Annotated in this window: 19 protein-coding genes and 1 pseudogene; 9 read left to right on the plus strand and 11 right to left on the minus strand. The window is 43.5% G+C overall.

What is annotated here, in order from left to right:
* Positions 1-39 precede the first annotated feature (39 nt).
* On the minus strand, positions 40-912 hold the full coding sequence (locus L1D22_RS08825) for an aspartoacylase (protein ID WP_239829454.1): 873 nt from the start codon (positions 910-912) through the stop codon (positions 40-42).
* 431 nt (positions 913-1,343) lie between these two features.
* Between L1D22_RS08825 and cqsA the strand changes: the two genes are divergently transcribed.
* A complete protein-coding gene (gene cqsA / locus L1D22_RS08830; protein WP_239829455.1) occupies positions 1,344-2,525 on the plus strand; it encodes an alpha-hydroxyketone-type quorum-sensing autoinducer synthase in 1,182 nt (393 codons plus the stop codon).
* 148 nt (positions 2,526-2,673) lie between these two features.
* On the opposite strand, the gene L1D22_RS08835 is transcribed toward cqsA, so the two are convergent.
* From L1D22_RS08835 to L1D22_RS08845, 3 genes are all read right to left on the minus strand, one after another.
* Positions 2,674-4,722 (minus strand): hybrid sensor histidine kinase/response regulator, encoded by a 2,049-nt coding sequence (locus L1D22_RS08835; protein WP_239829456.1) that lies wholly within the window; start codon positions 4,720-4,722, stop codon positions 2,674-2,676.
* Between the two features lie 333 nt (positions 4,723-5,055).
* The gene (locus L1D22_RS08840; protein WP_239829457.1) at positions 5,056-5,871 is read right to left on the minus strand and encodes a TauD/TfdA family dioxygenase; all 816 of its coding nucleotides are present in this window, start codon (positions 5,869-5,871) and stop codon (positions 5,056-5,058) included.
* Positions 5,872-6,149: 278 nt separating this feature from the next.
* The gene (locus tag L1D22_RS08845) at positions 6,150-7,052 is read right to left on the minus strand and encodes a Vmh family MBL fold metallo-hydrolase (RefSeq protein ID WP_239829458.1); all 903 of its coding nucleotides are present in this window, start codon (positions 7,050-7,052) and stop codon (positions 6,150-6,152) included.
* Positions 7,053-7,229: 177 nt separating this feature from the next.
* Between L1D22_RS08845 and L1D22_RS08850 the strand changes: the two genes are divergently transcribed.
* Both L1D22_RS08850 and L1D22_RS08855 read left to right on the plus strand, forming a co-directional pair.
* A complete protein-coding gene (locus L1D22_RS08850; RefSeq protein WP_239829459.1) occupies positions 7,230-8,123 on the plus strand; it encodes a LysR family transcriptional regulator in 894 nt (297 codons plus the stop codon).
* A 132-nt stretch (positions 8,124-8,255) separates the two neighbouring features.
* On the plus strand, positions 8,256-8,657 hold the full coding sequence (locus L1D22_RS08855; protein WP_176681415.1) for an ACT domain-containing protein: 402 nt from the start codon (positions 8,256-8,258) through the stop codon (positions 8,655-8,657).
* 102 nt (positions 8,658-8,759) lie between these two features.
* On the opposite strand, the gene L1D22_RS08860 is transcribed toward L1D22_RS08855, so the two are convergent.
* Positions 8,760-10,646: a methyl-accepting chemotaxis protein gene (locus tag L1D22_RS08860; RefSeq protein ID WP_239829460.1), complete on the minus strand. Its 1,887-nt coding sequence runs from the start codon at positions 10,644-10,646 to the stop codon at positions 8,760-8,762.
* Between the two features lie 442 nt (positions 10,647-11,088).
* Here L1D22_RS08860 and L1D22_RS08865 point away from each other — a divergent pair, with 442 nt between their 5' ends.
* The 5 genes from L1D22_RS08865 to L1D22_RS08885 all read left to right on the plus strand — a co-directional run bounded on the left by L1D22_RS08865 (position 11,089) and on the right by L1D22_RS08885 (position 15,860).
* Positions 11,089-11,784, plus strand: a complete 696-nt coding sequence (locus tag L1D22_RS08865; RefSeq protein ID WP_239829461.1) for a VC0807 family protein — start codon at positions 11,089-11,091, stop codon at positions 11,782-11,784.
* Positions 11,785-12,137: 353 nt separating this feature from the next.
* Positions 12,138-12,413 (plus strand): HU family DNA-binding protein, encoded by a 276-nt coding sequence (locus L1D22_RS08870; protein WP_017632873.1) that lies wholly within the window; start codon positions 12,138-12,140, stop codon positions 12,411-12,413.
* 27 nt (positions 12,414-12,440) lie between these two features.
* Entirely contained in the window at positions 12,441-12,587 is a 147-nt protein-coding gene (locus L1D22_RS08875) for a hypothetical protein (RefSeq protein ID WP_017632874.1), read from the plus strand.
* A gap of 333 nt (positions 12,588-12,920) precedes the next feature.
* Positions 12,921-13,823, plus strand: a complete 903-nt coding sequence (locus L1D22_RS08880) for a VirK/YbjX family protein (protein WP_239829462.1) — start codon at positions 12,921-12,923, stop codon at positions 13,821-13,823.
* A gap of 333 nt (positions 13,824-14,156) precedes the next feature.
* A complete protein-coding gene (locus L1D22_RS08885) occupies positions 14,157-15,860 on the plus strand; it encodes an FAD-dependent oxidoreductase (protein ID WP_239829463.1) in 1,704 nt (567 codons plus the stop codon).
* 85 nt (positions 15,861-15,945) lie between these two features.
* On the opposite strand, the gene L1D22_RS08890 is transcribed toward L1D22_RS08885, so the two are convergent.
* The 4 genes from L1D22_RS08890 to L1D22_RS08905 form a co-directional block, all read right to left on the minus strand.
* On the minus strand, positions 15,946-16,626 hold the full coding sequence (locus L1D22_RS08890; protein WP_239829464.1) for a Crp/Fnr family transcriptional regulator: 681 nt from the start codon (positions 16,624-16,626) through the stop codon (positions 15,946-15,948).
* Positions 16,627-16,754: 128 nt separating this feature from the next.
* A complete protein-coding gene (locus L1D22_RS08895; protein ID WP_239829465.1) occupies positions 16,755-17,483 on the minus strand; it encodes a nucleoside phosphorylase in 729 nt (242 codons plus the stop codon).
* Between the two features lie 8 nt (positions 17,484-17,491).
* Positions 17,492-18,226, minus strand: coding sequence for a nicotinamide riboside transporter PnuC (gene pnuC, locus L1D22_RS08900; RefSeq protein WP_102535855.1), 735 nt, complete (start codon positions 18,224-18,226; stop codon positions 17,492-17,494).
* Between the two features lie 277 nt (positions 18,227-18,503).
* Positions 18,504-20,054, minus strand: a complete 1,551-nt coding sequence (locus L1D22_RS08905) for a PAS domain-containing methyl-accepting chemotaxis protein (RefSeq protein WP_239829466.1) — start codon at positions 20,052-20,054, stop codon at positions 18,504-18,506.
* 1,243 nt (positions 20,055-21,297) lie between these two features.
* Between L1D22_RS08905 and L1D22_RS08910 the strand changes: the two genes are divergently transcribed.
* Positions 21,298-21,513: a hypothetical protein gene (locus L1D22_RS08910; protein ID WP_239829468.1), complete on the plus strand. Its 216-nt coding sequence runs from the start codon at positions 21,298-21,300 to the stop codon at positions 21,511-21,513.
* Between the two features lie 28 nt (positions 21,514-21,541).
* On the opposite strand, the pseudogene L1D22_RS08915 reads toward L1D22_RS08910, so the two are convergent.
* Together L1D22_RS08915 and L1D22_RS08920 are read right to left on the minus strand one after the other, a co-directional pair.
* Positions 21,542-21,697, minus strand: a pseudogene (locus L1D22_RS08915) (ABC transporter substrate-binding protein); the annotation flags it as partial.
* Positions 21,698-21,704: 7 nt separating this feature from the next.
* Entirely contained in the window at positions 21,705-22,190 is a 486-nt protein-coding gene (locus L1D22_RS08920) for a PaaI family thioesterase (protein ID WP_239829469.1), read from the minus strand.
* Between the last annotated feature and the right edge of the window lie 9 nt (positions 22,191-22,199).

A 22,199-nucleotide genomic window follows, 5' to 3' on the forward strand; every position in this document is an offset into this window, starting at 1 on the left:
TCATAGGGCTTTTTAATCAATCCATTATAGGTTCAAACGCTAGTTCACTGAGACCAAGCGTTTCTCGGCCAGTGCCATCGCAATGTTGGCTTTAGCATAAGCACTTTCATTAATGAAATGCGGATAGATATCTCGTTCGCGCTCCCAATAGATGTCATAGCCAAAGAAAGTTGCAAGTATTGGCTCCCCCTGCTTCACTACCTCGAAGTCTCGACCACAGATCGCTGGGTGCACAGTAGCAACGCGCATACCGTCTGGACCAAGCGGAACATTCACCTCTTCAACATAGAAAAAGGCATCGTAGTCTTCTAACGCTTGTACTTGCTTGAGGTTGTGCTTCTCCACGTAATCAAGAACCATGGTCAGCATCTGCTTCATCAGTTTGAGAGTATCGAACTTCAGTGAGCCATGCGCCTGAGCGCCAACTTCAATCATCACTCCACACTTCCCGACAGTACAAAGGTAAGGCTGCTCATCCCAAGGCTTTCTATCTTCAAACAGAATATTAGCTTCCGGCATTCGTTGTTTCACATACGCGCCCATTTTTTGATAGAAAGCATCATTGGAAAGCAAGATTAATGTAGCCCCCATATTGCTGGTTGTGTTGTGCAAATCCACAATCAGTTGTTGCTCTGTGCTTGCGTGTCTGTCTATAAACTGCCGCGCCACTGTGTACTCAGCTAAACCGGCAGTGTCGTCGTGGTTAGCATTAGAAAACTGACGGTTTAGGTCCGTATCAAGGTATCGCACGTTCTGCTCTACCGCTTTAGGGTTTGCGATAACTGAATTCGCAGAGAATGTCGAACGATCGGCGGCATACATGCGCTCTTTAATGAGTTTGTTTAGGTAGATTCCAGAAAGCTCGTTACCGTGTGTTCCGGCAACCAGTAAGACTTGATTGATGTTATCCATGTAATTGATTTCCAAGTATCGAAAGTGCAAGTCGCACTCGCATTGATGTTACGATATAACATAACAACAATGCGCCTATTTCTCCAGAAGACTTAACGAGCAAGCATCAGATAATTCCAAGGAACCACTTGAGCGACAGACAATACTTCGTCATACATAAAGTAACCAAACAATGTGGTTGGGTAGGCCTATTAACACAGTTTTGATTCTTAGCCCTTCATCGCTATTTGTTATAAAAGAGGCGCTTATTATTCTGATTAGAATTGGGTTAAAGCTCGTTACCGTAAGGAAATCCCTTCGCCTCAAAACCCTTAAATGCTGAGTTTGCAAGCACCCACAAAATTATGCAACTTGGCTAATGACACATCACTTTTTATCTTCAATATACAGCCGTCAGCGCTGGCGTTATCCTGTATTTGAAGAGAACTATTATGAGTGATAAAACCAAAAACAAACCATTACCTTCCTTTATTGAAGAACGCTTGAGCTTTTATATTCAAGACCTAATAACCCAGAACCAAAGCCAAAAACACTTGGTGTTGGGTAAACGTCCATCGCGCGACTCCGTTGTCATGCAGAGCAATGATTATTTGGCTTTGTCGCACAACAAAGCAATCCAACAAACTCACCAAGCGGCGATCAGCGACCACGACGACAATGTGGTGATGTCTGCGATTTTCTTACAAGATGCAGAGTCTAAACCAGCGTTTGAAACCGAACTCGCCAACTATGTTGGAATGGAAAGCTGCCTGCTTTCTCAGTCTGGTTGGGCAGCCAATATTGGGTTGCTTCAAACGATCTGTCCGCCAAGGACGCCTGTGTATATCGACTTCTTTGCACATATGTCGCTATGGGAAGGCATTCGCGCGGCGAGTGCGGCAGCTCATCCATTTATGCATAACAATATGAGTCACTTACGTAAACAACTGGAACGTCATGGTTCTGGTGTGATTGTGGTCGACTCGGTTTACAGCACCATCGGTACCATTGCCCCGCTCCGCGACATCTACGAAATGGCGCAAGAGTTTGATTGCGCTGTTATCGTCGATGAATCGCACTCCTTAGGGACACACGGTGAAAAAGGGGCAGGCTTAGTGCAAGCTCTAGGGCTCACTGACCAAGTCGACTTTATCACCGTCAGCCTAGCCAAAACCTTCGCTTATCGCGCAGGCGCAATCCTCGGTCCTAAACAGCTATCGGCAACCTTGCCGTTTGTCGCTTACCCTGCGATTTTTAGCTCAACCGTGTTGCCGCAAGAAGTGATTCGTTTAGAGAAAACATTGGAGGTGATTAAAGGTGCAGATGACAAACGAGAAGCCCTGTTTAAGCGAGCACAATCGCTTATTACGGGTCTAAAACGGATCGGCTTTAACATCCGTAGCGAATCTCAAATCGTTGCGCTGGAGTGCGGCAATGAGAGAAATACAGAGCGAGTACGCGATTTCCTTGAAGAGCGAGATGTGTTCGGCGCAGTGTTCTGCCGTCCAGCGACGGGTAAGAATAAGAACATCATCCGATTTTCAGTAAATGCAGACATGACTCCACGAGACATTGACCATGTACTCACGGTTTGTCATGACGCGTACCATCACCCAGAGTTAGAATTCGTATAACTCTGCCAAATCTATAACTAACACAAACGGCAGGACTGAATGGACGCTATCATGTCGCTAAACAAAAAGAGCCCAGCATTTTGCTGAGCTCTTTCTTGTGTCTTTGTTCGCTGACAAAATAGTCGTGTTCTTCAACCTATGGCATTCACTAAATCCAGTGAGCAATCTTATCGAACAGGCGGTTTTTATCTGCCGGTTTGACGATAAAATCTGACATGCCTGACGATTCCATTTTCTCTAAAGTGACGGGTGAGCTGTCGCCAGTGTGAGCAATGATTGGCACCGAAGAGTACGCTTTATTGGCACTTCGAATTCGTCGAGAAGCTTCCACACCATCCATGATGGGCATTTCGATATCCATGAGAATCAAGTCGATCTCGTCGCAATCCAACGCGTCTAACGCTTGTTGGCCATCTTCTTTCTGCACAACATCAAAACCCTGCTTTTCCAGTAACATCGCAGTAAAACGGCGCAAAGATTCGTTGTCATCCACCACCATAATCGTTCGCTTATTCGTGGCCTCTAGCGGTTTTGTAGGCGCCGCTGGTATCACGTAATTGGAATCGAAAAGTAAGCGGTCGATGGTCGCTTTAGTATTAAGCAGCCAAACTTGCGTTTCCACCCAAATAGGCTCGAAAGCAACGTTTCGGACACGCTTAATAGGATGATGCTCATACAAGTAAATGATTCGCGCTTCAGTGAACGAAAGCAGTGATTCAATCCTCTCTAGGCAACTGGCTCGTAAGTCCAAGCTCTCCATATCAACAAAGATCAGATCGAATTCGAACTGGTATTCCTTATTTTTTAGGGCGGATGCGACATCTAAGATGGCGAGGTCGAAACCCATAAAACGCGATATCTCGGTCATTTTACTGGTCAGAACCTTCTGGTCGCTTACCATCAACACAGTCTTGAGCTTAGTGAGCTCACTCTTGATCTCTTTCACTGTGTTTGAAGCCAAAAATGGGAACGTCATCGTAAACTGAGTCCATTGTTCCACTTCTGACTGACACTTAATCTCACCACCAAACGAACGCATCACCTTCTTACAAAATGGCAAACCCAGTCCGTAATTACCCGATTGGCCCGTGGTGTAAAAATCTTGGAAAATGCGTCGAATCACATCACTTGATATGCCAGAACCGTTATCCGTCACCATGATTTGATTGGTGACTTCATCACTGCACATCGTGACATGAATATGGAAATCTTCAGGGCTGCGATGGTGGAATGCGTTCTTGAACAGGTTGTACATGACGTACTTCAACAAGGTATCGCTGCCTAAGAAGTCAAAGCCGCTTTGTACGTCTAGAGAGATTGCCGATTTATCGGCTGCGCGTTTGTAGTTGAAGCTGGCAATCGAATCCTCAACAACCGCTTGCGCCGAATGCTTTTTAAAGGTCGATCGGGATACACGATTTTCATCAATTGACGTCAATAACAAATCAATCGTTTCGTTACCTGAGTGGATGATCTCCATCGCTTCATCACCCACTTCTCGCAACTGGATAACGTCTTCATTGCTCAGCGCATATTGCCCCTTGTGGTCACCACTTTTAGGGTTCGGCAGTATGGATTGCATGACATCAATAGACGTTAATAAACCACTTAAAGGGTTTCGCATCTCGTGAGCAATACCGGCACCAAAAGACTTCGCCAGTGATACCTTATTTTCATGTTCCACCTGATTACGGAAATAGAACAAGTTACCGAACAAGTAAATAAACAAGAAGATGGGCACATGTGTCCAGTCCATTGTAATTTCTAGGTAGAAACCTTGTGCCACCCAAGCACATAACGTCGCAATGCCGATTCCAGCAAAAGTTTGAGCGAACATGACCTTAGTGACGTGCACCAACAAAATATGCAGGAATATAGCTGACATAAAAGACATGACCCAAACGTTGGACCAATTGTTCATCAGCAGCATATAAAAGAAGAAACACGGCAAGCAGAGGGTTACCGCAACTTGATAATAAGCCGGAAGGTATTTGCGCCATTCAAATGGAACACGATTACGGAAAATAATGCCTAAGAACAGTACCGAACACGCTAGACGCAGCGGTAGGTTTTCATAAGGTTGAGGGAACAAAAATTCCCACACAACGTAGTAAATGGGAAAGCCGACAAAGCCCATCCAACCCACAAGGGTGAGATTAGGTTCTGCGTATTGATAAACTTTGCGAATAGCGTTCATACGAAATACTTTGTTCTCTAAGCCCTAACGTTTACTGGTTCTATGGTTTAATTCTTATACTTAGGCGCCGATTATATTACACATCCCCTGTCAGCAGTGAGGTTTCAATCAAATATATACACGCTTTTGCATTTAATCTGTTTAAACCCTGCAGCCAAATACATGAAGACCTCGTTAATACGAGGCCTAATAGTGATTTCATTTCTTGTTATCTGTGACACATAAAGCTAGCGTATCGGCAGGTAGATGTTAGTAAGTAAATCACATTAATCGATGAGTCAAAATATTTAGTCGCATTCAGCTTAGCCTGAATTTACCCTAAACTTACGTAAGCTAGGTCACCGTCACTCTGTGCATTTTCCTTGGCGTATCGCCGTAATCTATCACCGCGTAATGCTGCGTTACCCTGTTATCCCAGATCGCCATTGAGCCTTTGCCCCATTTGAAACGAGCTTGAAATTCAGGGCGGCGCGCTATTTCAAATAGCTGACTGAGTAAAGCGTCGCTCTCTTGTCGCTCAAGCTCATTGATGTAACGCGTAAACTGCTCATTGATATAGAGCGTTTCTTTACCTGTTTCTGGGTGAACTTGAACAACAGAGTGAACGACTGGCGGGTTTTCCCGAGCAGTTTTGATTAATGACTTATGCCACTCAAGCCCAATCTGATCCGAATCTATACCTTCAAACGCCACCAGCGAATGAGTGGCCGATAAGCCTCTCAGCTTTGCTTTCATATCTTCATCTAACGAATCAAATACAGCCGTCATCGAACACCAAATCGTGTCCCCTCCCACATTAGGCAGATGCTGAGCATGCAACAGAGAAGCTTTCGACGGTAATTCACGCCAAGTTAGGTCCGTATGCCAATAGCTTTCCATCGGGGCATTACCACGCGTTGTTTCTATCACACTCACCTGAGGTACATGCTCGACGCGAGGGAAAAACGGATGTGCCGGTTCGAGTTGCCCAAATCGTTGTGCAATCATCAAATGTTGTTCTGACGAAAGGGTTTGCTCATCCAGAAAAATCACTTGATGAGTTAGAAGCGCCTGATAAATCTCATCAAGTTCAGTCGCACTGCATGTAGCGAGTTCGATTCCATGGATACGAGCACCGATGTGAGGAGTAATGGGGTCTATTTTCAACATAAGCTCGCTTATTGATGATGTGACATTTTAAAGTCATTTTAGATACTGACTATTAAACCGGACAATGGCGAGTTTTCTTTCCACACGCTGCTAATACATAAAAAAAGAGCCCCTAAATAGGCGCTCTTTTTGTTTTTTGATACTTCCTGTATCCATAGACAAGTCCAATCTGTAGTACTTTCACCGAAAGCCAGATCATCGATATCTCCAGTTGTGTATCAATTTAAATCTAGCACATAATCTTCAAGCTTTTCTGAGACACAACCAAGATAACCAACTTAGTGCCATTCCATCTCACCACTTAACACTTTGGCACCCAGCTCTAGATCGCCTTCCGTCGCCTTAAATTGTGGGTATGTTTTCTTCATGTAATCACTGATATCAACAGACGTTGGCTTACTTGTACCTACCAGCGCATCTTCGATGTCAGCAACGTAATCCAATGTAAATTGAACGCCATTTGTACCCGTTGGCATTTCACCTAAGTAGTGACCTGGAATCACCACCTCAGGCTTAAGTGCTTTCATGCGCTCTAGTGATTGTGACCACTGGCTACGAATCTCTTTCGATGCGGTATCTGCCATCCATACATGCACGCCACTATAAACCGACACACCACCAAACACGGTTTTCTCAGACGGCACCCATAAGTAAGCTTGGTGTGTGTTGATTTCTCTCACCTCGATAGTTTCACCTTCAATACTTAGCGTGGTGTCGTTAAGAACGGTTGGCACAATGACTTTAGACGGCGCGTTGTCTTCTAAAATTGGCCCCCAATATTCGAGCTTGGCATCTTTAGTGCGCTTGATATGTGCAACAACCGCTTCACTAGCAACAATCTCGACGTTTGGAAATGCCGCCACAATCGGTTCTAAGCCAAAGTAGAAATCTGGGTCACCGCTGCTGATATAAATCATCGATAACTCTTTGCCAGTCGCTTTGATTTGCTCCACCAGCTTTTGCCCGTCTGCGACACTAAATTGTGCATCAAACAGAATCACTTCTTTCTCTCCCGAAACCAGCACAGAGGTTGCTGGGAATATCGCGTTTTCACCTGGATTGTAATGAGTGATGTTTAGCTCGGCAGCAGAGACAACACCCGATGTAGCTAGCACAGTTCCTAAACTCATTGTTCCTAAAAGCGCGGTTCTTGATAAAAGGTTTTTAGATAACTTATTCATAGTTTTATTCCATTATTCGGAGCTGAACGCCTGCCAACTCATTGAGTGTGCAAATATCTTATTTGATTGTAATTCGATGAAATAGACATCAAATTGACTTTCACTGTTGCGGTTTTCGGACATATACTCATTTTCTGGCAACGATTAGATTCAAAAAACATTTGGGTAATAAGAACAATGGATAAACTTGAGGCAATGAATGTCTTTGTCACCATCGTTGAGCGTGGCAGTTTGAGTGCAGCAGCCGAGCACCTTGAGCTTTCTCGAACCAAAGTCACGCGCTATTTGGGTGAACTCGAAAACTGGATGGACACTCGCCTACTTCATAGAACCACTCGAAGCTTGAGCTTAACAAGCGCGGGGAAAGAGACGCTTGAAGTCGCGAGAGAATTGCTTGCTCTTGAAGCATCGTTAGCAGGTATCAGAAATCAAAGCCGCGAGCATTTAAAAGGACAACTGCGTATTACCGCGAGTTATTCCATTGTCGACAGTTTCTTAATGGACGTGATCAGCCGCTTCATCGACAAATGGCCCGAGGTTTCGATTGATATCGTCTCTACCGATCAAACAGTCAACCTTGTTGAATCACGAATCGATTTGGCAATTCGTATCACTAACGAACTGACACCCAATATTGTCGCGAAGCAGCTTGGTGAATGTCGCTCAGTGATTTGCGCGTCGCCTCAATATCTCAAAGAGAAAGACACACCCAAAGAAGCGCAAGATTTAGCACACCACAACTGTTTGTCATTCAGTTACTTTGGTAAAACCGCATGGACGTTTAATGGCCCGAATGGATTGGAATCAGTGCCGATCAAAGGGAACATCAGTGCGAATACGTCTGAGGTTCTGCTTTCTGCCACACTCAAAGGCAACGGTATCTGCTTACTGCCGTTTCCTTCGGTGGAAGGCTTAATTGAAAACGGGCTATTGGTTCCTCTACTCTCTGAATGGAAACCGAAAACGCTGGGCGTGCACGCGGTTTATGGAACGCGTAAACAAGTCACACCGCTGTTAAGAGCCTTTATCGATCACCTATCTAACGAGATGGAACAATCGACAAGTTGGTAGGTAAACCTTGTCATTAACAAAGCTGATGTGGGATAAGGATTATTCATTTTACTTATCTTTCACTCGACTCTATCGTGGTTAGATTATCCAATCCGCATCAACGAGTGCGTTAATACTATTAGGGAAATATTTATGGCTGCCATTACCGATTTAGATGTTCTTCTCAAATCGATGTCACCAGAGCTCATCGAAGGTAATTATGTTTTCTGTACTGTCGACGGAGCGTTGGCAGACTATATTCAACTCGACCCAATCGCGACCTTTCGTGAAAAAGAAGGCTTAACCTTGGTGCTCGCAGAGGATGCCGCACGCCAAGCTCAACTCGATTTCGATGGTGTGTTTAGCTTGATTACTTTATCGGTACATTCAAGCCTTGAAGCGGTCGGGTTAACAGCCGCTTTTGCTACCAAGCTAGGTTCATACGGCATTAGCGCCAACGTAATTGCTGGCTATTACCATGACCACATATTCGTTCAGAAAGACAAAGCAGACGAAGCAATGAGCGCGCTTAGAGAGTTTTCAGAAGCGAGCTAACAAAAGTGCGTTCTTTGGACACAAAAAAAGCGACGTAATCTACGTCGCTTTGGCTTATTACTTAATGTTCATTCACCGATCAGGCATCAGAGAACAAGACCGTTAAGCAAGCTTAAAAGTCGCCACTTTGTCACTTAAACCAGCGGCTTGGCTCTTAAGTTCGTTCGACTCAGTTAAGCTGTCCTGTGCGCCCACAACTAGGTGGTCGGTAACATCTTTAATGGTCGTTACGTTCTGGGTAATTTCACCCGTCACATGTGTTTGCTCTTCAGCAGCCGTCGCGATTTGAGTCGCCATATCGCTAATCAAAGCAACTGCCGTATTGATCTCTTCAAGCGCATGCGAAGCTCTGTCGGCATCTTCTACTGAATGTATTGCCAGTTTAGAGCTGCTCTCCATAAGCTCAACGGCTTGGGTCGTTGTGCGCTGCAGGATATCGATCGTTGATTTGATCTCTTCCGTTGAAGAGTGAGTACGCTGTGAAAGCACACGCACTTCGTCAGCTACCACCGCAAAACCGCGACCTTGTTCACCCGCACGAGCTGCTTCAATCGCCGCATTTAACGCAAGTAAGTTAGTTTGCTCTGCAATGCCTTGGATTGTCGCTAATACCGTTGAGATCTCTTGAGCGTGCTTGTTAAGTTCGCTAATCACATTGCCCGCTTCGTTCACTTCATTGGCCAAGTTATTAATTGAGCCTTTAGTGTCGACAACCAGAGCGTGGCCACTATTGGTACTTGCCGCTGAGTCTTGTGCAGCTTTCGCGGTTTGCTCGGCATGTGATGCAATCTCTTGAGTTGCACAAGCCATCTCCGTTACCGCTGTCGCCACCATAGTGATTTCTTGTTGTTGATGATTAAGCTCATCCACAGAACGATTTGCACGCTGCGCACTTTGCTCCGACTGACTGTTTAGCTGCTCCGATTGTCCACGGATATGACCAATCAACTGCTGCAAACTGCCAACAAACGTATTGAAGTTCTGAGCAAGCTCCCCCACTTCATCTTGGTTATCAACATGAATACGTTGAGTTAAATCACCACTACCATTCGCGATTTGAGCCAATGCTTGAGATACATGATTAAGCGGACGGAATAGAATCGTACACAGTAGGTTGAACAAAACAGTACATACGATGACAACCAGTAATGTCACCAACACTTGGCCAATCACAGCATCAAATAGCGGTGCGACCAAAGAGTCATGGTTAACCACACTGATGGTAATCAGGTTTGTTCCATCAATCGCACGCGCATACAGAACATAGTCGCTGCCGTTTAAGTCGATAGAGGTATCTTTACCGCTCACCAACGCCTTTTGTACATCTGCAAAATCAAGCCCAAGTGAGCTGATATTCTTGTTCAACAGTTTGGTGTCAGCGTGCGTGTAAACCGTGCCCTTATTGGTCGCGATGAACATGTAACCTTCACCTGGAAGAATCACTTGCTCAAGGCTGTTAAGGATGTCGGTGATTTCTACATCCGCACCTAATACAACCTGCTGACCATGCAATTGCATGGCAGTACCCAGCGACACAACGTTAGCGCCCGTTGCCGCAGCCACCGTTGGGTTGTCCATGAATACTTTGCTTGGGTTTGCTACCGCATTGGTGTACCAACCCCATAGACGTGGATCATCATTGCCCGGCGGAAGTACTACTCCGTTCGCGTTCTTTTGTGAACCGTCAGGGAATGCTAAGAAGACATTATCAAAAGAGGCAGAATCACGAACCTGTTTTAAGTGAGTCACTAAGCTTTCTTGTTTGGATTCTTTCGAAAGAGAAGTAAGCGCACGCTCTTTGGATAAGATCCAATCCGATACATATTGGTTGTACGAAGCCGATGCGCCTTCTAAACGCTGTTCAACTTCAGTATCCAATCGTTGCAGTGAAGCACGAAAAGACAATGCCTCGACCAAAATTCCCCCCAGGATAATGGCCATACTGGCTGAAATCGCCAGTTTATTTTTAAGCGAGAGTTTCTTGAACATAGGAAACCTATAATTTGGAAGTAAAGAACCGTGGCGAACAAATTGGTTGCCAAAGCGGTTTGCAAGCGGAATATATTTTACGCTTTAAAATAAATTAAGAAACCGATGAGGAACTGAATTATTGATATATGTGAGTAAGTGCACGCATCGCCACCCATTAATTTAGGGACTGGTAAACTCTAAATTTTGAATGAATGTATTAAACAGAGTCAGTTGGTGGTGCCTTTTTTTGGGAAGAATAACGGCACAGGTTGATCAACCAAAGTCCAACGTTAACAGCAAACTCAGGATCACAAAGCCATAAATCAAATATCAAATAAGTTCAGAGGTGTCGTTGATGTCACATGTCGTTACACAGCATGAAGCCTTAAAGCTTTACATCTTGGGCGAGGTAAACAACAATCCCTGAGAATAAATCCATAACATAATGTATTTAGAAATTATGAGTAATACAGAAAACAAAAAATCGAGCCCTCTTTTCGAAGTCGTTTTTAACGTCTTTCTTCCTTCATTCATCCTAATGAAGTTCAGTGGAGAAGAGCATCTCGGAACTGGCTTAGCTCTGCTTGTCGCATTGGCCTTCCCTATCGCCTACGGTGGTATGGAGCTTATTCGCAACAAGAAATTTAACTTCATCGCCGCGCTTGGCTTTGTCAGCGTACTTTTAACGGGCGGCATTGGTTTCTTCGAATTGGACACACGTTGGTTAGCACTAAAAGAAGCACTAATCCCTGGCTTGATTGGCTTGGCGGTACTTGGCTCTACTTTTACTCGCTACCCGTTTATCCAAAAAGTGATCTTCACGCCTGCACTATTGAACATATCTTTGATTGAGGAGCGCCTAAGACAGTCTGGCAATCAAGCTAAGTTTGACCGTTGCCTAATGACATCAAACTACATGTTCGCTAGCACATTCGCTTTTTCATCAGCGATGAACTACTTCCTTGCAACTTGGATTGTAACCAGCCCCGCAGGCACAGCAGCTTTCAATGAAGAGCTTGGTAAACTGACGCTTTACAGCTACCCAGCGATCGCTATCCCAAGCCTGCTTATGATGCTCGGTATTTTCTACTACATCTGGCGTCAGGTTCGTGACATGACATCGCTAGAAACAGAGCAGATATTTATCACTAAGTAACTGTTACTGATTTCGTACAAAAACGCATACCAAAAGCCCAGCACATACGCTGGGCTTTTTTGTTTTTGCACTCTCACCAAGGCGCCTATTAGGCATTACCTTTGATTGATCAAATGAATCACATCTAAAATTCGAGCTCACTTTTCTCAAGTTTACGTGAGTAACTGACTTTAAATCCATAATAATCAATGAATTCCATTGATTGAACCGACAGATGCTTTTATAGTCGATTTTGTTGGTTACTTTACAAAGCCCTACCCAATCACTGACATTATTTCATTTGCGATTGATAAGATCACATCAGCTAGGTGCTAAAGGTAGACGCCAGCCGTACTCAATAAAGAATATAGATTATGAACAAGTCTCAATTAGTTGAACACATCGCGACTTCTGCAGACATCTCAAAAGACCAAGCAGGCTCAGCGCTAAATGCTCTCGTTGAAGGTATTTCTACAACGCTTGCGAACGGTGATGATGTGTCCATCCTTGGATTTGGCAGTTTCAAAGTGAACACTCGTGCTGCACGCACAGGTCGTAACCCAAGAACTGGAGAAGAGATTCAAATTTCTGCATCAAAGACGCCAGCATTTAAAGCAGGTAAAGCTTTAAAAGAGGCATGCAACCTTTAACACAGCAAAACAACAAGGAAAGTTACGATGACTACGCCAAAGGAAAAAGCGAAAACCAGTCGCAGTAAGAAAGCAGGCAAGTCAACGAAAGCACAAGCCGAAGGGCCGAAGGCTCGTCAACGCATTGAAGAGCTTCTCGAAGAACGCGAATTGGCGAAACTGTTAGAACTATAGTTTATATAAGAACTAAAGTTTAGGCTTGGGCAAAGTAATAGATTGTTAGCGTTCAAATGCCACTGCAACCCTGCGGTGGCATTGTTTATTTAGAATTAACCTACTCCTCCCCCCCATTATTCCTATCAATCCGATGTGATTATTAATAGAAGATTGAATAAGTTCTTAGCACTAAGTAACTGACTCAATTACATTGCTATACATACCCATACATACCCATACATACCCAAAAGACACTTTTCATTATCATCATCCCCCTTGTTATTTGTGAGAAGAAAGGAAGCGGTTCGCGGCACTGATGTGTTTGTGTTGTGCTTCTTTGTTGAGGTGATTATGAATGTAGTTCGCATGGGAATTGACGCTAATGTCCATAAGAATAAGGGAAAGTACAAAGCGATAATTAAGTTCGCTGCTCGTGCTCTGCTTTATTATTCAGATACTAAAAAAATGAATGAGAACTTCAGCTCAGCAGAGAGAAAGCTCTTATTCAAAAAGCAGCCAAATTTCCTATCTAAGTTTGTCACCCCTTACTTGTGTACTGACTTCAGTAAAAAAGAAAAAATCGACATACTATCAATGCACTATGATTGGTTCGAAGACAAGTTCACAACAGAAGCTCGCCATAAAATATATAACGAGAGGCTTAATCTTCTAGAGCTAGAAATCGGCGAGCAAACCTACTTGCTAAACCTGAGCTTTGAAAGAAATTCGAGAAAAGAAGGTGAGCTCACTCTCTCCCTTACTGATTCCATGTTGAACAAAATGTACACTATATCATTCTCTGTTTTTAACAATGATATCTACATAGGTGGCGTTCAAGGCGGAGCAAATGACAATGGGTTTAGCCGTTCATTCACAAAAGCATTTTATGGTTTAAGACCTAAGTCCTTCATGGTCGAAACCCTTCGATTAATGGCGACCAGTTTTGGCGTTAATCACATCTATGCAGTCAACGAAACGGGACATGTATACAACGCTTCGCGCTACGGGAAAAAAGGCAAAGAGATAAGTCTGAAATACAATAGCTTATGGGAAGAACACGAAGGTCAGCAACATAACAAATGTTTTTATGCTCTGCCTATCCAGTCAACAAGGAAAGATCTTGAAGCACTTAAGCGTCAGAAACGAAAGCTATATCGTGAGCGCTACGCTTGGTTAGATCTATATGAACAAGATCTTCATAACACAATTAGTCAGCACACCTCAGGTTCTGTTGAGCTAGCCAACGCAAGCTGAGCATATGCAACAAGGCTAACCAACGACTTCACTTTAAGCATACTCTCTCATGTACCTGTGCCTCTTAACTTGAGGCACTTTTAACATCGGTGGCCACTCTTTCAAAAATCATCATTCTAAATTTCCCTTCCCCTTAAAATGCAGCTCTCAACATTAAATTAGCAAACCCTAATAAATTAACATTAGACAATGCTAATGCTGGCTATTATAGTATCTAGGAATTTCGAAAACACTTAACCGTCGACGATTGGCAGTACTTGAACTGAATGAAGATATAGGCTCTATGCTCGGCGATTGGTAAAGTTAAACTTAGAGACAAGAATAGGTATACGAATGACTAAAATTGTAATTATCGGAGGCGTAGCTGGTGGTGCATCAGCGGCTGCACGAGCTCGTCGTCTTAGCGAAGAAGCAGAGATTATTATGTTCGAGCGTGGGCCATTTGTCTCTTTTGCCAATTGCGGATTACCATATCACATCGGGGGTGATATTCAGGACCGAAGTCAACTGCTCCTACAAACTCCCGAGAGCTTCTTAGCCCGATTTAACGTTGATGTTCGTGTTATGAATGAAGTCGTATCCATTGACCGACACAGCAAACAGGTTACGGTTAAGAATCTACTGGATGGTAGCGAGTATATACAAAGCTACGACTTCCTGTTACTCAGTCCTGGAGCTGGTCCTGTGGTTCCTCCAATCTCTGGTATTGATAACCCGCTGACCCACTCGCTGCGTAACATTCCTGATATGGATCGTATCCTTCAAACCATCCAGATGAACAAACCCGAGCACGCAACGGTTGTGGGTGGTGGTTTCATTGGCTTAGAAATGATGGAAGCCTTCCACCAGTTGGGAATCAAAACCACGCTGATTGAGATGGCGGATCAGGTGATGACACCTGTCGACCGTGAAATGGCGGGCTTTGCTCACGCTGAAATTCGCGAGAAAGGTATTGACCTTAAACTAGGCATTGCGCTCCAAGCTATCGAGTACGTGCCGAACGAGCATATAGCCAGCATCGGCTCTGGTGAAGATACCGAACACCAGCATATTGAAGGTGAACTCAACCTGACTCTCAGCAATGGTGAATCGCTAACCACTGATATCTTAATCATGGCTATTGGTGTGCGCCCAGAGACTAAGTTGGCAAAAGAAGCAGGACTTCAAATAGGTGAACTAGGTGGTATCTACACCAATGAAATGATGCAGACCAGCGATCCTAACATCTACGCTGTGGGTGATGCGGTCGAAGAAAAAGATTTTGTCACAGGTGCACAAACTTTGGTGCCGCTTGCAGGCCCTGCTAACCGTCAAGGTCGTATGGCTGCCGACAACATGCTCGGACGCAATGAAACCTATCAAGGTACACAAGGCACCGCTATTTGTAAGATTTTCGACCTAGCCGTTGCTTCAACAGGGAAAAACGAAAAACAGTTGAAGCGTGAGGGCGTGGACTATGAAAAAGTCTATGTGCATACTGCCAGCCACGCGAGCTACTACCCAGGCGCTGAGATTGTATCGTTCAAAATGTTGTTCGATCCAAAAACAGGCAAAATCTTTGGTGCGCAAGCAGTGGGCAAAGATGGTGTCGATAAACGAATTGATGTGATGGCGGTTGCCCAGCGAGCAGGTATGACGGTCGAGCAGCTTCAACACTTAGAGCTCACTTACGCTCCGCCATATGGCAGTGCAAAAGATGTGATCAACCAAGCTGCATTTGTGGCGAACAACATCATTAAGGGCGACGCCACTCCGATTCACTTTGATGAAATGGACTCACTGACCGACGAGCAAGTCCTGCTAGATGTACGTAACCCTGGCGAACTCGAAAATGTTGGCTTTATCAAAGATGCGATCAACATTCCTGTTGACCAATTACGCCACCGTATGGATGAATTGCCAAAAGACAAAGAGATCGTTATTTACTGTCAAGTCGGGTTACGCGGTAATGTTGCGTATCGTCAACTGGTGAACAATGGCTTTAAGGCCCGCAACTTAATCGGCGGTTTTAGAACCTTCATGTACGCACAAGCTTAATAACAATCGGTTATCATTTACTCGTTATTGATAGCCATTAAAGAACATTAGAGCTTGGTATTATTAGAGGTGCCAAGCTCTTTTGCTATTCGTACGAGTCAATAAAGGCTTGAAGTGCTTGCTGGTCGATAATTTCCAACCCTTGCTGCCCTTTTTTGATGAAGCCTTTATCGAGTAAGTCTTTGACAGCTCTGCGGTATACTCTGCTCGATGTGCCGAAACGTTCAGCTTCTTGGTTCACTTTATCGAAGCCGCCTAACACAGTATTAGTTTGGCTTTGCACCAACAAATCATAGGCGATATTGTAGGTAATCGAGTGTAAAAGGCGATTGGTGTAAATGCCCATCGAGTCTTGGTAATCTTCGGCCAGTGCTGAGGCGAAAAAGAACATCATCTCCGGACTTTCATGTAGCGCTTCTGATAGTTTCTGGATACAAATAACATCGACCTGCATATGTTCATCTGCCACTACATTCCATTGGCAAGGCGTTTGAGTGAAGAACTCCATCTCGCCAAAGATATGATAGTCGCAATTCACCTCCCCCAGTTGAAAGCGTCGCCCGTTAGCCGCAGAGATACTCATAGAGACTTTTCCAACAGGTACAACATAGAGATGCTGAAGCTGTTCACCTTGGCGCAAGATTTCATCATTCTTATTAAAATAGCGCGAGCTAACTTGGTGTTGGTAGATGAGAGCTTTAAATTCTGAGCTTTTCTGTTCTAGGTAATTTTTAAAACGTCCGCTTGAGTATGGTGCGATCTTCATACTGACTGTCTCTCATTGCATGAACTGCTGTTGATGTTATTAGCGATTGTAGCGGCTTAAACCAAAGGAGAGAACAATAAAAAAAGCGACGGTCACCCATCGCTTTTATCGTCCGTTTGTTCAGGCTTTTACTGAGCGAACAACGCTTCCAACGCCGCTAATGATGCAAGTCGTTCACCTTCCATCATCACTTTTGCTTCATCGACATACTGCCCAACACCGTCTTTTACATCTTGTTCGTACAAGACAACATTGTTCAAGATAGAAGCGACGTTAACCCCTCTCAAGCGCCCAACAGTAAACAGTGCCGATGTTTCCATGTCCGCGCCTAAAATACCTTTGCCGTTCCAGTACTGACAAATCGCCTGTTCGTCATCCGTATAAAAGCTGTCGTGTGAGCGCACAGCTCCTAAATAATAAGGAGTTGATTGCTGCTGCAAGAACCTATCTAACTCTTTAAGCAGAGTAAAACTCGCATAAGCCGGATACGACGGTTTAACGTAAGCTGCAGAGCCACCCTCATCGCGCACCGCACCTTCTGCGACAATCAATTCACCAAGTCCTATGTGAGATTGCATCGCACCCGCAGAGCCGACTCGGACGATATGGGTTACACCACAAAACTTAAGCTCTTCGACTGCAATAATCATCGAAGGTGCACCAATGCCCGTGCTGCAAACCGATATCGCTTTACCTTGATAGGTACCCGTGAAAATTCGATATTCACGGTTTTCAGAGACCAGTTCAGCATGTTCAAGCAAGTTAGCGATGCGATTCGCTCTATCTGGCTCACCACAAACAACGACCAACGGAGCAATTTGCGTTTCATCAACGCCAATATGAGGTTGCTTTGCCATCTTAACTCCTAAGAAGCCGTAGCTTGAGTCAATGATTTATCACTGTTGCGTTTAGCTGTGCGAGCCCACTCACGAGTACCGTTCGCCGCAATAAACATCAAAATAGCGTATTGAACAGACATGGCGTAAACGCCCTGCGTCGCATAAATACCAACACTGATAATATTAATCACAATCCAAAGTATCCAGTTTTCTACATACTTACGCGTCATAAGAACTTGAGCAACAATAGATAGAATGGTCATGGTCGCATCCCAGAATGGGAACGCATCCGGTTCAAGCACTGGCTCCGCTAAATCCGCACCAAATAGGTTCAGGCTATCAACCGCGATGTGTGCTAGCGCAAAGAAGAATGGGTCGATATACATAGTTAACAAAGCAATCGAAATCGCACACGCTGCAGCCGTTGCTACGAGCTTATTTTGGCTCAACCAACGAACTTCTAGTGTTTCACCTTGCTCATTCGGTCGTGTCCATGCGTACCAGCCGTAAATGTTAGCGCAGAAGAAAAAGAGTTGAAGAAGTAACAGTCCGTATAACTGAATTTGGAAAAAGATAACCGCAAATAAGGTGACATTCAGTAATCCGAACAGATAGTTAATGGTTTTCTCTTGGCTCGCAAACCAAATGCAAAGCAGGCCAAACACAGTGCCGAATGCTTCGATCCAGCTCATTGCATAGCCATCCCCTATTGGGATATTGACTAGAGTATTGTTGATATCAAGTAGGGCGAATAGATCCATAGGGATGTCCTTTATTATTTGTTTTTAGTAGCACCTATCTTATTGCGCTGACAGAAACAAACAGGAGGACATTTGTCCCCCTAAGATTGCATGCGATCATAAATCAGAATAATAAACAAAGAAAAACAAATCTCTCATCATCAAGATCGCTCCCTTTTAGCTGTCTATTTGCGTAGCTATTCATTTAAACGAGCATCTTCGAAAAGCAACCCTAATTACCTACTCTAAGCTTGAAGAATGTATAACCAAAACCAGCTAACCACTTGCTCAATTAAGTTTAAAATCGAGCCACTCCTTTTCTTAGCTCATTCAAACTAAGTACACTTTGCTCATACTGCTTTTTACTGTCTTCCATAAGGTCGTGAGAAGCTTCAGCTTTACTGTGTATGGAAAGAATATTCTGGTTAATCTCCTCTGAGACATTAACTTGCTCTTCAATAGCGACCGCGATTTGATTATTCCTATCAACCACTCCTTGAACCTTTTCACTCAATAATGTGAGGCTTTCTAGAGTCGATTGAATCGTCGTTTGAGTGCGTTTCGCTTTTTCAGTACCGTTTTGAACAGCCGTTACTGACTGACCACTGCCTGTGCATAGCTTTTCGATAACCGCTTGAATCTCTGTTGTTGCTTCTTGTGTTTTCTGAGCAAGCACTCTTACTTCATCTGCCACAACCGAAAACCCTCTTCCTGAATCACCAGCTCGTGCGGCTTCTATCGCAGCATTCAGTGCTAATAGGTTGGTTTGATCGGCAATCGCGTTGATCATCTCGATGACGGAGCTTATTTGTTGTGTCTCCCTCTCCACAGATAGCGATATTGTCGATATGTTGTCTAATTCATTGGTGAGCTCAACGAAGTTCTCTTCGACTTGATTTAGCTCGTTCTGACAAGATAAAAGCTCCTGTTGAGTGCTAAAGGTAGAATCGAGAGTTCCTTGCGCATTTTGAGAAATTTCACTTGAAGCCGCCTGCATTTCGTTGATGGCGGTTGCTGCCATATCGATTTCTGTTTTTTGATTTTCAAGGTTTTCAGACACGGTTGCGTTCGATTCAGCGGTTTTATTCGCCTGCTTTAGGGTCATTTCACATGAATCACTCACCGAAATTCGAATTCTGCCTAATAACGCTTTGGCATATTGTTTCCGAACTTTCATTCCCAGAGCAATTTCGGAGATATCGTCCACCTTGCCAAAATAAATATGTTCCATTAAAGGGTTGTTGAATTCATATTTTGCTATTTTACAAATGCTCTCCAAGCGACGCGTAAGGATATAAATTGATATCGAACTACCAATAAAAATTAACAACAAAATTTGCGGTAAGGTTACGAATTGATTAACGTGAAGCGCATAAACGAGCCCGATTAACAATATTGAAATGAACGTCTGACGTTGCCAAAGTCTTGTTTTCGGTAACATGAGCTTGAATGGTGTTTTTCCTCTATTTAAAGTTCCATACGCTTTTTCTGCTCGTTCAACGTATTCTCTTTTGGGTTTAAACCGAACAGACTGGTACTCGACAATTTCGTTATCTTCTTTTAACGGAGAAGCAAAAGCATCAACCCAATAATAACCACCACCTTTTCGTTGATTTTTCACCATACCCATCCAGTTACTTCCTGACTGAATATGGCCCCATAGGTCTTTAAATGCGGCTTTAGGCATATCACTATGACGAACTACGTTGTGATATTCACCTACGAGCTCTCCTTCTTGATAACCTGCTACTTCATTAAAATGGGGACTTGCATACTTGATTTTACTGGAAGGGTCTGTCACTGAAATTAGATTGTACGACTCTGGGTAATCATACTCTTGCTCTGTCATAATATTTCCCTATTTAAACTTGATAACAATCAACTTGTTGTGTGGGTCATCCATGCCACACCGCGCTGAAAAGGAAGACACTTGATCCTTTTCTCATTCAAAAACCAACCATTAGCCATTGATTCAATTGGATTTTAATGTAAGTAAAACGAACATCAGATCTACCCAATGGTTAGATAAACAAATCCAAGAGCAAGCACAATGCACAAGTGCAGTCAATTTCATATCAACATAAAATAATACTAGCTTATGAGAAATAAAGAGGGAGAAATCAACATTAAAAGCATTAAGGCTATAGCGTATTTATCTAAGAACCCCTTTACATTCAAACTTTATAACCAAAAACTAATACACTTATATAATTAAACCCTAATATATCGTTGAAATAAAAATATTCCTTTGTAAGCTAGCCCTCTATTCTCACATGCACTGGTCAATCACCCTTTCAGGTTCACCGAAAAAAGTTCTTCATACCTTCACAATAGTTGGTTTGTTTTTTGCTATTAATTGATGGTTTTCAAGATAGGGAAAATACAAAGCACAATATAGTAGATGTTCAGATTTTATTATGATTAAGTAGTATAGAAACACGTGATTTATACGAAAAAATATTCTTTCACTTTCCTTGATAATGACGGGAACCTGTTCTTTAATATGCATCTGCAACCATATTGTATTTAGGAAAGCTTATGAATGTATTAGACAAGGATTGCTTATTACAGTTAGTCATTGATAATTTTCAAGAAGATGTCGCAAAATCCGTTGATTTCAACACGGGAGAAGTTGGTATTAAGTATACCTGCCTTGAACATAACCTTGTATTTTGCATGGCCTTATCGGTAGTCGAAAAGATATATCCGACACGGTAAGATCCGAATAATCTGAGCTCGTTAAGCAATATTATCTTTGAAGTTGATAATTCTAAATGAGTTGTAAATTTCAAAGATAATAACTTGACCAATACTCAGCGTACGGCTACGTTAGTAATAAACCAATACATTGACATAACTATTGTAGATTCCTTAACTCCTTTAATGGTCCCGTGCTCAAACTGCATCTGACAGAACAACCCTCTCCCAAAAACGAAATTTTAGCTTACTGGCTTTAGACTGATATCGCGTTGACGCTGGCGCTTGAGAAGCGCATGCTTTTATTTCCAAGCAGAACCGCTCTTGGTCGTCTTAATAACCTAACTCGACGATAACTTGTTCTGTGTAACCCAACTCATTGAAAGGCTGGTCACATGAATAAAGTTATTATGTTAGTTATGGGGCTGCTTTTTACCAGCCGATTGTTCGCCAGTATCGCCCCTCATGTTAAGCAGTTAGAGCATGACGCGCCTATCCTACTTCGCTCAGCGTTGATCGTTTTTGTTGCCGCTTATGTCGTTTGGACCGGTGTTAAACATTTCAAAAAGCGCAAAGTTTCAGCGTTGGAATCAGAGCAGACTGATAGCTAATACCTTACGCTTTGTGTCGCTGTCTCTGTTAATTATCCGCAAAATATTCGACTAAGATTTTACGCCACTTCCTAGACTCCCTAATTTGCAGCAGTGCGCGGTTTATCTCTTCTTCGTACGGGTTATTTTCCGTGATGATGAAACCGTAGTTCGACTTTTATAGCTGATAAAGCAACACCGCCATACCAAGCTTAAGTTTGATAGTTAGAAACTGACATAAACTGGCTTTGTGCCGATGAACACAGTTTCCCATTCTGAGTAATTTTGCTCTCTAAGAAGTGAATATTGCGTCTACTTTTGACCCATTGAGCGCGAACTTCTAACTCTTGACCAATGGCTATTGGATGATGAAAGCGAGACGTTAAACTCACCGTCATCGCATTGATACTGTTTCGGAACAAACAGTGCAGCATCGCGCTGTCGTGTAACGTTGTGACAATACCGCCCTGCATGATGCCATCGTAGCCCTCGACTTTATCTGTTGGTACAATCTTGGCGAAAGCTTCATACTTAATTAAAGTTTCACACTTGGCTTTAGCTTCATATTTAGCTAGAGCTTCATTATTGGTCAAAGCTTCATGTGCGCCAACGGCTTCAAAACAAATGGGGCTGTCTGCGAAAAAACCTTGGCTGCACACTTGGCAACGGCGATGATTGTGAGGAGTGAAAACCTTCATACTTAACCT

Source organism: Vibrio sp. Isolate34 (genome assembly GCF_022397915.1).
Taxonomy (GTDB): Bacteria; Pseudomonadota; Gammaproteobacteria; order Enterobacterales; family Vibrionaceae; genus Vibrio.